Origin of the sequence: Microbacterium pumilum (assembly GCF_039530225.1) — a bacterium.
GTDB lineage: Bacteria > Actinomycetota > Actinomycetes > Actinomycetales > Microbacteriaceae > Microbacterium > Microbacterium pumilum.
The window spans coordinates 1,114,883-1,125,221 of sequence record NZ_BAAAOH010000001.1 but is presented as its reverse complement, the minus strand read 5'-3'; the positions used below and the strand labels follow the sequence as shown (position 1 = coordinate 1,125,221).

At 68.5% G+C, this 10,339-nt stretch carries 9 protein-coding genes and 3 tRNA genes; 7 read left to right on the top strand and 5 right to left on the bottom strand.

Features of this window, described 5'->3' with window-relative positions; all coding sequences use genetic code 11:
- Positions 1-6: 6 nt before the first annotated feature.
- From ftsH to tilS, 3 genes are all read right to left on the bottom strand, one after another.
- Entirely contained in the window at positions 7-2,013 is a 2,007-nt protein-coding gene (gene ftsH / locus ABD188_RS05060) for an ATP-dependent zinc metalloprotease FtsH (protein WP_344059142.1), read from the bottom strand.
- A 186-nt stretch (positions 2,014-2,199) separates the two neighbouring features.
- Positions 2,200-2,751 carry a hypoxanthine phosphoribosyltransferase gene (gene hpt / locus ABD188_RS05055; protein WP_344059140.1) on the bottom strand — a complete coding sequence of 184 codons (552 nt, stop codon included), beginning with the start codon at positions 2,749-2,751 and terminating at the stop codon, positions 2,200-2,202.
- 2 nt (positions 2,752-2,753) lie between these two features.
- Positions 2,754-3,830: a tRNA lysidine(34) synthetase TilS gene (gene tilS / locus ABD188_RS05050; protein WP_344059138.1), complete on the bottom strand. Its 1,077-nt coding sequence runs from the start codon at positions 3,828-3,830 to the stop codon at positions 2,754-2,756.
- A 119-nt stretch (positions 3,831-3,949) separates the two neighbouring features.
- Between tilS and ppa the strand changes: the two genes are divergently transcribed.
- On the top strand, positions 3,950-4,501 hold the full coding sequence (gene ppa, locus ABD188_RS05045) for an inorganic diphosphatase (RefSeq protein ID WP_344059136.1): 552 nt from the start codon (positions 3,950-3,952) through the stop codon (positions 4,499-4,501).
- Positions 4,502-4,531: 30 nt separating this feature from the next.
- Here ppa and ABD188_RS05040 read toward each other — a convergent pair whose 3' ends face one another.
- Entirely contained in the window at positions 4,532-5,926 is a 1,395-nt protein-coding gene (locus ABD188_RS05040) for a peptidoglycan DD-metalloendopeptidase family protein (protein WP_344059134.1), read from the bottom strand.
- Positions 5,927-6,148: 222 nt separating this feature from the next.
- On the opposite strand from ABD188_RS05040, the gene ABD188_RS05035 reads away from it, so the two are divergent.
- The 6 genes from ABD188_RS05035 (at position 6,149) to ABD188_RS05010 (ending at position 9,951) form a co-directional block, all read left to right on the top strand.
- A tRNA-Glu gene (locus ABD188_RS05035) sits at positions 6,149-6,224 on the top strand.
- A 25-nt stretch (positions 6,225-6,249) separates the two neighbouring features.
- Positions 6,250-6,323: transfer RNA gene (locus tag ABD188_RS05030), tRNA-Asp, on the top strand.
- A 68-nt stretch (positions 6,324-6,391) separates the two neighbouring features.
- Positions 6,392-6,464 (top strand) — tRNA-Phe (locus tag ABD188_RS05025).
- Positions 6,465-6,531: 67 nt separating this feature from the next.
- Positions 6,532-8,148, top strand: a complete 1,617-nt coding sequence (locus ABD188_RS05020; protein ID WP_344059132.1) for an MFS transporter — start codon at positions 6,532-6,534, stop codon at positions 8,146-8,148.
- Positions 8,149-8,218: 70 nt separating this feature from the next.
- The gene (locus ABD188_RS05015; protein ID WP_344059130.1) at positions 8,219-9,193 is read left to right on the top strand and encodes an SDR family oxidoreductase; all 975 of its coding nucleotides are present in this window, start codon (positions 8,219-8,221) and stop codon (positions 9,191-9,193) included.
- A 14-nt stretch (positions 9,194-9,207) separates the two neighbouring features.
- Positions 9,208-9,951: a dienelactone hydrolase family protein gene (locus tag ABD188_RS05010; protein WP_344059128.1), complete on the top strand. Its 744-nt coding sequence runs from the start codon at positions 9,208-9,210 to the stop codon at positions 9,949-9,951.
- Positions 9,952-9,963: 12 nt separating this feature from the next.
- On the opposite strand, the gene ABD188_RS05005 is transcribed toward ABD188_RS05010, so the two are convergent.
- A complete protein-coding gene (locus ABD188_RS05005) occupies positions 9,964-10,326 on the bottom strand; it encodes a hypothetical protein (protein WP_344059127.1) in 363 nt (120 codons plus the stop codon).
- Positions 10,327-10,339: the final 13 nt, after the last annotated feature.

The window sequence follows — 10,339 nt, the reverse complement described above, 5'->3', positions numbered from 1 at the left end:
CCGAGCCTACGCGGTTGCGGGACGCGCCTGACCGGTCGGACGGCGCTTGACCGCCTTCTCAGGCGCGGCCTGCTCCGCCTCGACCGACGCGGCGACCGGCTCGCGCACGGCACGGCTCGGCACCTCGACCGGCGGACGCGGCGATACAGGTCGCTGCTCGCTCGAGAGCCACTGCGGCCGCGGCGGGAGCTTCTCGACGTCGGCGAAGATCTCGGCCAGCTCGATGTGGTCGAGCGTCTCTTTCTCGAGGAGCTCCAGTGCCAGCTTGTCGAGGATGTCGCGGTTGGCGTTGATCACCTGGTAGGCCTCGTTGTGCGCCTGCTCGATGAGCGCGCGCACCTGGACGTCGATGCGCTCGGCGACCCGCTCGCTGAAGTCGCGACCATGGCCCATATCGCGGCCCATGAACACCTCGCCCGAGCCCGAGCCGAGCTTGACGGGACCGACATCCATCGTCATGCCGTACTCGGTGACCATCTTGCGGGCGATGCCCGTGGCCTTCTCGATGTCGTTCGAGGCGCCGGTCGTCGGGTCGTGGAAGATGATCTCCTCCGCGACGCGACCACCCATGGCGTACGCGAGCTGGTCCTGCAGCTCGTTGCGGGTGATGGAGTACTTGTCGTCGAGGGGCAGCACCATGGTGTAGCCGAGCGCCTTGCCGCGGGGCAGGATCGTGACCTTCGTGACCGGGTCGGTGAAGTTCATCGCCGCCGCCGCGAGAGCGTGTCCGCCCTCGTGGTACGCCGTGATGAGCTTCTCCTTGTCCTTCATCACGCGCGTGCGACGCTGCGGGCCGGCGATCACACGGTCGATGGCCTCATCCAGCGCACGGTTGTCGATGAGCTGCGCGTTGGAGCGCGCCGTCAGCAGGGCGGCTTCGTTCAGCACATTCGCGAGGTCGGCACCGGTGAAGCCCGGCGTCTTGCGCGCGACGACCTCGAGGTCGACACCATCGGCGAGGGGCTTGCCGCGGCCGTGCACCTCGAGGATCTTCGTCCGGCCCTTGAGGTCGGGCGCGTCGACGCCGATCTGCCGGTCGAAGCGGCCGGGACGCAGGAGTGCCGGGTCGAGGATGTCGGGACGGTTGGTCGCCGCGATGACGATGACGTTGACCTTGGGGTCGAAGCCGTCCATCTCGACGAGCATCTGGTTGAGCGTCTGCTCGCGCTCGTCGTGTCCGCCGCCCATGCCGGCGCCGCGGTGACGACCGACGGCGTCGATCTCGTCGATGAAGATGATCGCGGGCGAGGTCTCCTTCGCCTGGTTGAAGAGGTCGCGCACGCGGCTCGCGCCGACGCCGACGAACATCTCGACGAAGTCCGAGCCCGAGATCGAGTAGAAGGGCACGCCCGCCTCACCTGCGACGGCGCGGGCGAGCAGGGTCTTGCCGGTTCCGGGAGGGCCGTACAGCAGCACGCCCTTCGGGATCCGGGCGCCGACGGCCTGGAAGCGGGTCGGGTCCTTCAGGAAGTCCTTGATCTCCTGCATCTCTTCGATGGCCTCGTCGGAGCCGGCGACGTCGTCGAAGGTGACCTGGGGCATCTCCTTGGTCACGAGCTTGGCGCGCGACTTGCCGAACTGCATGACCTTGCTGCCACCGCCCTGGGCGCTCGACAGCAGGAACCAGAACAGCAGGCCGAGCAGGATGATCGGAAGGAGGAGAGACAGGAATCCGTCGAACCACGTCGCGCGCGGCACGGCGTCGTTGAAGCCGTCCTTCGGATCGGCCGCGTTGATCGCGGACACGACCTCGTCGGCACGGGCCGTGACGTAATAGAACTGCACGTCGCTGGCGCCCTCGAACTCCTTGGACAGCTTCATGTCGACGCGCTGATCGCCGTCGGTGTTGACCACTTCGGTGACGGTGGTGCCGTCGAGGAGCTCGAGACCCTGCTGCGTGGAGATCTGCTTCGCACCGCCCAGACTCGAGATCAGCGAGAAGCCGACGACCAGCAGGAACCCGATCATCAGCACGTAGAAGAGCGGATTGCGGGTGATCTTCTTGATGTCCATGGTGGGAGCTGGAGCTCGGTCCTTTTCGTCGGCGATCCGTCCGTGCGGTCAAAGCTGCCCCGACAACGGTGAATTCAGGGTATCGCGGCGTTTCTGTGCCCTGCCTGCGTATTCGCCGACGGCGTACGCACCGCCCGGTCGTCGAGCGAAGAGCGCAGCGACGAGACGAAACGCGCCGACCGCCCGTCAGGCGTAGACGTGCGGCGCGAGGATCGCGACATCCCGCAGATTGCGGTACCGCTCGGCATAGTCCAGGCCGTAGCCGACGACGAACTCGTTCGGGATGTCGAACCCCACGTATTTGCAGTCGACCTGCACCTTGGCGGCCTCGGGTTTGCGCAGCAGCGCGAACACCTCGACCGAGGCGGCACCGCGCGACGCGAAGTTCTTCAGCAGCCAGCTCAGCGTGAGGCCCGAGTCGATGATGTCCTCGACGATGAGCACGTGCTTGTCGTGCAGGTCGGTGTCGAGATCCTTCCGGATCTGCACGACGCCACTCGACTGCGTACCGGCGCCGTAGGACGAGACGGCCATCCAGTCCATCGGCACAACGGTGGGCAGTGCTCGCGAGAAGTCCGCCATGACCATGACCGCGCCCTTGAGGACGCCGACGAGCAGAAGTTCCTTGCCGGTGTAATCCGCGGCCACCCGGGCAGCGACCTCATCGAGCTTTGCGAGGATCTGCTCCTCGGTCACGAGAACCTGGGTGAGATCATCCTGTACGTCGGCCGCGCGCATGGTCAGAGCGTAGTCGGATGCGCATGGCGAGATGTGAACTCGAGCCGCCCCGCGACGCGCCGGACTCGGCATGCGGACAGGTCGATCGGGCCCTGCCCCGACCAGTCCGTGACGAGCCGTGCGACTTCAAGGGTCTGCACGCGAGTGAGGCTCTCGCCGAACTCGGCGGCGACGACATGGCGGATGATCCGGTGCCGAAGGGCCGCGGGATTCGCAGCGAGCGCGGCGACCGACACCGAGATCCCCGCCTCCGCGTGCTCGACGATGTCCTCGATCGTCTCCTCGATCATCTCGTCGAACGCTTCGGCGTCCTCGCGCAGCTGGGCGGCGGTGCGGGCGAGCGCCTCGGCGATGCCCGGGCCGAGCTCGGCCTCGAGAACCGGCAGAACCGTTTCGCGCACGCGCACGCGCGTGAAGCGCGGGTCCACGTTGTGCGGGTCATCCCACGGCTCGAGGCCCTCGGCGACGCACGCAGCCCGCGTCGTCACCCGCCGGACCTCGAGCAGCGGTCGCAGCAGCAGCACGCCGTCGAGAGCGGTCCCCGCTCGCCCTCTGGACGCCGCTGCCGCCTCGCCCGGAGCCTCCGCGGGCAGGGGGCCGGCCGCCGCCATGCCCTGCAGGCTCGCTCCGCCGGATCCGCGGGCCAGGCCGAGCAGCACCGTCTCGGCCTGGTCGTCGAGCGTGTGACCCACGAGCACCGCGGTGGCGCCGGCATCCGCTACGGCCTCTCGGATCGCGCGGTATCTCACCGCGCGCGCCGCACCCTCGGGACCCCCGTCCTCGCCGACGTTCACGCGCGCGACCACGGCGGCGATGCCCAGGCTGGTCGCTGTCTGCGCCGCCGTCTCCGCCACCTCGGACGAGTCGGGCTGCAGCCCATGGTCGACGGTGATCGAGGCGACAGCCAGCCCGAGCTTGGCTGCCTCGAAGGCTGTAGCCGCGGTGAGCGCGAGCGAATCCGCACCACCGGAGAGCGCGACCAGGACGGTCGATCCGCTCGGGACCGCGGCGAGCGCCCGCCGCACCGCGAGGCGCACCTCCGCGACGGCGGGGTCGAGGCTCGGCCGATGTGCGTCCACCCGCTCACGGTACCGGGAGGAATCAGTGCGGTGGGATGCGGCGGCTAGGCTGGTCGCGCCACCGGTGCTGAGCGAGCGCAGCGAGTCGAAGCATCCACCGTCTCTTCGAAGGAGTTCCCATGGGCGCGTACGACGCCGTCATCGAGATCCCCCGCGGCAGCCGCATCAAGTACGAGGTCGACCACGGTACGGGCCGCGTGTTCCTCGACCGCATCCTGTACACCGCGTTCGGGTACCCCACGAACTATGGCTTCTTCGAGAACACCCTGGGCGAGGACGGCGATCCGCTCGACGTGCTGGTGCTGCTCGACTTCGACCTGACCCCCGGCGTGCTGGCGAAGGTGCGGCCGGTCGGGGTGCTCAAGATGAGCGACGAGGCAGGCGGCGATGACAAGGTCGTCGCGGTGCTCGCCAAGGACCCGCGCTGGGCGCACATCCAGGACGTCAACGACATCCCCGAGTACACGCGCAGCGAGATCACGCACTTCTTCGAGCACTACAAGGATCTCGAGCCCAACAAGTGGGTCAAGGTCGACGAGTGGGCGGATGCCGCCGAAGCCGAGCGACTCGTGTCGGAGGCCTTCGACCGCTTCGAGGAGCACGAGGGCCAGACCGCGACTCAGGGCGAGGGTGCAGCACCCGGGACCGCCGAGCCCGGCCCCAACGCCTAGGGAACACCCGCTCCCGCAAGCGCGAGTGCGTCAGATCGAGACGCCCCGCGCGCCCATGAACGGCACCGGGTCGACAGGGAACCCGTTGACGTAGGTCTCGAAGTGCACGTGGCAGCCGAAGGCGTTGCCCGTGCGGCCTTCGCTGCCGATGAGCTGACCGGCGTTGACCCACTGACCGTAGCCGACGAAGAACCCACCCGGGCGGATGTGCCCGTACCCCGTGCCTATGCCGCCGCCGTGGTCGATCTTGATGTAGTTGCCGTACCCGCCGTTGTATCCGGCGTACACCACGGTTCCCGCCGAGGCGGCGTAGATGCCCGCTCCGCAGCCGGCGGCGAGGTCGACGCCGTAGTGATACCCGCTCGAGCAATAGCTGTTGCCGCACTGAACGGTGCGCGGACCGTAGCCCGAGCTGCGCCATCCTGATGACGGACGCGCCCAGCCGGTCCCGACTACCGCGCCTCCGCCACCGCCGCCTCCGCCGCCACCTCCGCCACCGCCGCCGGCTGCGGCCGCAGCGGCCTGCTCGCGTGCGATGCGCTCGGCCTCGGCCCTCGCCCTGGCTGCCGCCTCGGCCCGGGCTTTCGCCTCGGCGGCTTTGCGGACGCGCTCGCCTTCCTTATAGTCGGCGATCGTCTTGCGGGTGTTGTCCTGCAGAGCGGCGAGCTGGGCCTTGAGCTCGGACTGGCGCACCTGCTGCTCGTCGAGGGCGGCCTGGGCGGCATCCGCGGCCTGCTGCGCCGCGATCATCTTGGCCTCGGCCTCTTGCTGCAGCCGGTCGCGCTCGGTGCGGGCGACCACAGCCTGGTCGCTGAGGCCCTGGGCGGAGTCGCGCGCAGTGATGGCCTCGGAGTAGACATCGTGGTTGCGCTCGATGAGCTTGTCCATCGTGCCGAGTCGTGCGAGCAGATCGTCGGCCGTCGCGGCCGAGCCCGAGAAGAAGAGCTCGAGTGAGGTGTCGTCTCCGCCGTTGCGGTAGAGCTGCGCAGCGACGCGCCCTGCCTTGTTGGCGGCATCCAGAGCCGTCGCCGCTTCCTCGTCCGCCTGCTTCTGCAACTGCTCAGCGCGGAAGGCGGCATCGAAGTAGGCCTGCTGGGCGACGTAGAACTCGTCGGAGGTCTGCTGCGCAACCGCGCGCTTCGCCGCGACATCGTCGGCGAGGTTCTGGATGAGGCCCTGGATCTTGGCGACCTGCGCCTGCTTGGCCGCCTGGTTCGATTTGGCCTTGACCACGTCGTCCCACGACGGATAGTCCGCGGCGAACGCGGGCGGGATGAGGGCGGCGCTCAGCGCACCGAACGTCGTGACGCCCAGGATGCCGAGACCGAGCGCTCCGCGTCGGCTCATCGCCGGCCACAGCAGGCGGCGCTCACGAGGACTGGGCGCGCAATCGCACTCGTCTTCGATGGCCAGTTCGGACTCCACTCAATCCTCCCCTCGCGTCAATTCAAGCTTCACACTAGCAACATCAGTCACACGCGCAACGGATCCTCCCGAATCAATACTCCGCCTCTTGAGCTCGAAGCGCACCATGTCAGTTTCATCAGCATCCATATCGTGACTCGTGCGACCCGCCCTCGATTGGCGGATCCGACGGGGATTGCGTATGCTTGAGCGTCGGTAAGCGTGAGTCCCCGGGCTCTGCTCGGCCCCATCGTTTAGTGGCCTAGGACGCCGCCCTTTCACGGCGGTAGCACGGGTTCGAATCCCGTTGGGGTCACCACTCCGGCACATAATTGAATAAGCATGGCCCTGTAGCGCAGTTGGTTAGCGTGCCGCCCTGTCACGGCGGAGGTCGCGGGTTCAAGTCCCGTCAGGGTCGCTCTGAAGCGACGGGCCCTTTTTCGAGAGGGCCTTTCGTCTAGGACGTGGCAGCTCCGGATGCCGCGCGGCTCTGTAGCTCAGTTGGTAGAGCGCACGACTGAAAATCGTGAGGTCACGGGATCGACGCCCGTCGGAGCCACTGGCCCTTCTTCCTGGCTTCTACAGGAAGGGGGGTCTTTTTTCGCCCGTCCCACTAGCGTGTGGGCATGGCTGAAATGGGCTCGCCTCCCGCTACGGCGACATCCGATCGAGCGACCGACAGTCCGGCCCGCGCACCACTGGTGCTCCTCGCCCTGATCCTTGCGGCGGCCATCGCCAACCTGAATCTCGCGGTCGCGAACGTCGCACTCCCGACGATCGGGGCGGCGTTCGACGCATCGCAGACCCAGCTGAATCTGACCGCGGTCGGCTACAGCCTCGGGCTCGCGGCATCCGTCCTCTATCTCGGCGCTCTGGGCGATCGGTACGGTCGCAAGCTCATGCTGCTTCTCGGCGCCCTCGCCTCGATCCCGTTCGGACTCCTTGCGGCGTTCGCGCCCTCGATCGAGGTGCTGATCGTCGCCCGGGTGCTCGGCGGGATCGCCGGCGGCATGTGCTATCCGACCACGCTCGCGCTGATCGCAGCGCTGTGGCGCGGGGCCGGTCGAACCCGTGCGATCGCCCTGTGGTCGGCGATCGGCGCCGCGGTCGCCTCGCTCGGGCCCCTGCTCTCGGGCTACCTGCTCGAGACCCTCGACTGGGGATCGGTCTTCGTGGTGACGGTCCCGCTCGCGGTGATCGCCTTCGTCCTGGCGCTGCTGTTCGTTCCGGCGCACATCAACGAGTCCAAGGCCGCGGTCGACAACATCGGCGGGATCATCTCGATCGTGATGGTCGGCGCATTGATCCTCGCCATCAACTTCGCCGTCGTTCCCGACTCGACGACGCTGGCGGTGACGCTGCTCATCGTCGCCCTCGCGGGAGCCGTCGTGTTCGTCATCCGTCAGCGCCGGGCACGCAATCCGCTGTACGACCTGCACATCGCAGCCCGGCCTCCGTTCTGGGTGGCGGCCGTCGCGGGCATCATCGTGTTCGGCTCTCTCATGGGCGCCATGTTCATCGGCCAGCAGTTCCTGCAGAACGTGCTCGGCTACACGACCATCCAGGCGGGTGCCGCGATCCTGCCCGCCGCGATCCTCATGGTGCTGATCGCACCGGTGTCGGCGCGGATGGTGGACCGAACCGGTTCACGGACGACGCTGCTCCTGGGCTACGGGTTCGTGTTCCTCGGCTTCCTCACCATGCTCCTGCTGTGGCACGAGGGCTCCGCCTATTGGCAGGTCGGTCTCGGCTATGCGCTCGTCGGCGCCGGCGTGGGATTCGCGCAGACTCCAGCGGCGCACTCGCTGACCGGGTCGGTCCCCCCGACACGGCTCGGGATGGCGTCAGCCACCGCCGACCTGCAGCGCGACCTCGGTGGAGCGCTCATGCAGTCGATCTTCGGCGCTCTGCTGACTGCCGGCTATGCGGCGGCGTTCACGGCTGCGATCGGGGCGTCAGCGGATGCGACGACGGTCTCGAGCTCGGTGGAGAGTGAGCTGACGAAGTCGTTCGACAGCGCCGAGGCGATCGCCAAGCAGTATCCGCAGTACGCCGACCAGATCACGGCCGCGGCAAAGGAGTCGTTCCTGGCCGGCGATCAGTGGGCGTACACGGCGGGGCTGATCGCGGTGCTCATCGGAGCGGCGCTCGTCTTCATCTTCTTCCCGCGAAAGGACAGGGAGAGCGCGCTCGTGGCCGGCTACCACGCGACCGACACAGCCGCCCCGGGCCAGACGACCTGACGGGTCGCCGAGCGTCTCGCGCGCCGATGCGCGCTCCTTCGACGCAGACCGTTCCGAGGAGACCCAACCGATGCATTCCGATCCCGCAGCGCCGACCGCACTCGCTCGATGGGGTGTGCAGATGCCCGAACTGAACGGATCGGTCGCGCTGGTCACCGGTGCAAGCGACGGCGTCGGATTCGAGATCGCCAGAGCGCTCGCAAGGGCCGGCGCCGAGGTGGTGATGCCGGTGCGAAACCGTGCCAAGGGGGAGGGAGCGGCGGAGCGCATCCGTGAGAGCGCGCCAGGCTCGATCGTGGAGCTTCGAGACCTCGACCTGGCCTCTTTCGCATCGGTCGACGGGCTCGTTCGAACACTCGAGACCGAAGGGCGACCGATCGACCTCTTCGTTGCGAACGCGGGGATCGTACTTCTCGGGGACCCGATGCGACACGTCAGCGCGGACGGGTACGAGCTCCATTTCCAGACGAACTTCCTCGGGCACGCTGCGCTGACCGCCGGCATCCTCCCCCTTCTTCGCGCCGGTGACGCACGCGTCGTTCTGCAGTGCAGCCTCGCCGCGAACCACTTCGGGATCGACCTCGACGATCTGCAGAGTGAGCGCCGGTACTCGGCGCTGCGAGCGTATGCGTCGTCGAAGATCGCGCTCGGGCTCTTCGGAGTGGAGCTGCATCGCCGCTGCATGCTCGCTCGGTGGGGCCTGCGCGTCGCGCTGAGCCACCCCGGCATCGCGCTGACGAACATCGGGCCGCCTGCTCTGCGCAACGGGACGCAGTGGTGGAACCGCGCAGCCAGGGCGCTCATGGAGCGCGGCGCGCTGGGGCAGAGCGCCGCCGAAGCCGCGTCGACCGCGCTCTATGCGCTGACGGCGCCGGATGCCGTGGGCGGCGGGCTCTACGGCCCGTCGCGGCCGTTGCACCTCAGCGGGCCGCCGCGACAGCAGCGGGTGTATCGCAATCTCGCCGACTCCGAGACGGCGGAGCGGCTGTGGGCCATCATGGACAGTCAGCTGCCGACGCGCTTTCCTGTGACGGCAGACGGATGAGGGGTGGCAGCGCGATGGCACGTGGAACCGAGTGGTGCCCCGAGGGGTGGGATCGCCACACCTATCCGCACGGTGATCATTCCCATCCGTACTACATCGTCGATCGAAGCCCCGCCGACTCACCGCACCCGAGTGTGCTGCTGATGCACGAGTTCCCCGGCATCTCCGACAACCTCGTCGCCCTGGCGAACGTCCTGGCGGAGGACTTCCGCGTGGTGGTCCCGTCGATCGTCGGCCGCGACGGAAGCGCCACGCCGCTCGATTCGATGAGACAGATCTGCGTGCGAAGAGAGGTGCACATCCTCGCCCGGCACGGTGTGAGCGCCTCCGTGGCGTGGCTGCGGGAGTTCGCGGACGCGCACGTCGCCGACTCATCCGGTCGCCGGTACGGCGTGATCGGCCTGTGCCTGACCGGCAACTTCGCTCTCGCGCTCGCCGTCGATCCGCGCGTCGCGGCTGCCGTGGTCGGCGAGCCGGCGATTCCGGTGAGGCCCTCCGGACTCGGGCTGTCTCCCGGCGACAGCGCCAGCCTGGCCGAACACCCCGACCTCCGCGTGCAGGGCTACCGCTTTCGCTACGACTGCCTGTCGCCCGGGGCGAAGCTCGACGCGGCGCAGCGGCTGCTCGGCGGGCGCATGCAGGTGTTCACCCTCACCGGACCGAACCAGTTCGGGCATTCGACCCTGACCGGGCGGTGGCGCAGCGACGCGGCCATCGCGAGCACGAGGGCGTTTCTGAACGAGCGACTCGCGCCCTGACGCTCGGCGGCCTCAGCGCGCCACCGGGCGCAGCTCGCGCGGCACCGGAAACGGGAGGGGGAACCGGTCGAGCGTCGCGCCGACCGCGGATGACGCCCCGAACTCGTCGGCGACCACGGTGACCCCTCGCACGCTGACCTCGGCGATGCGGACGGGCCGCTCGGTGCCGTCGGCGAACCGCAGGATGTACCGATCCGCGAGATAGCCGATGCCCAGGTCCTCGAGGACCTCTTCGGCGCCGAGCCAGTCCACGACGTCGCCGGTGACTTCGCGCCCGAGCAGATCCATGGCGCGGAATCCGTCGCCCTCCGCCACGATCCAGCCGACCGTCTCACCGTCGCCGCGGCGATGCTCGATCCAGTCCGGGGGAAGCACGGTCGCGAGCCTA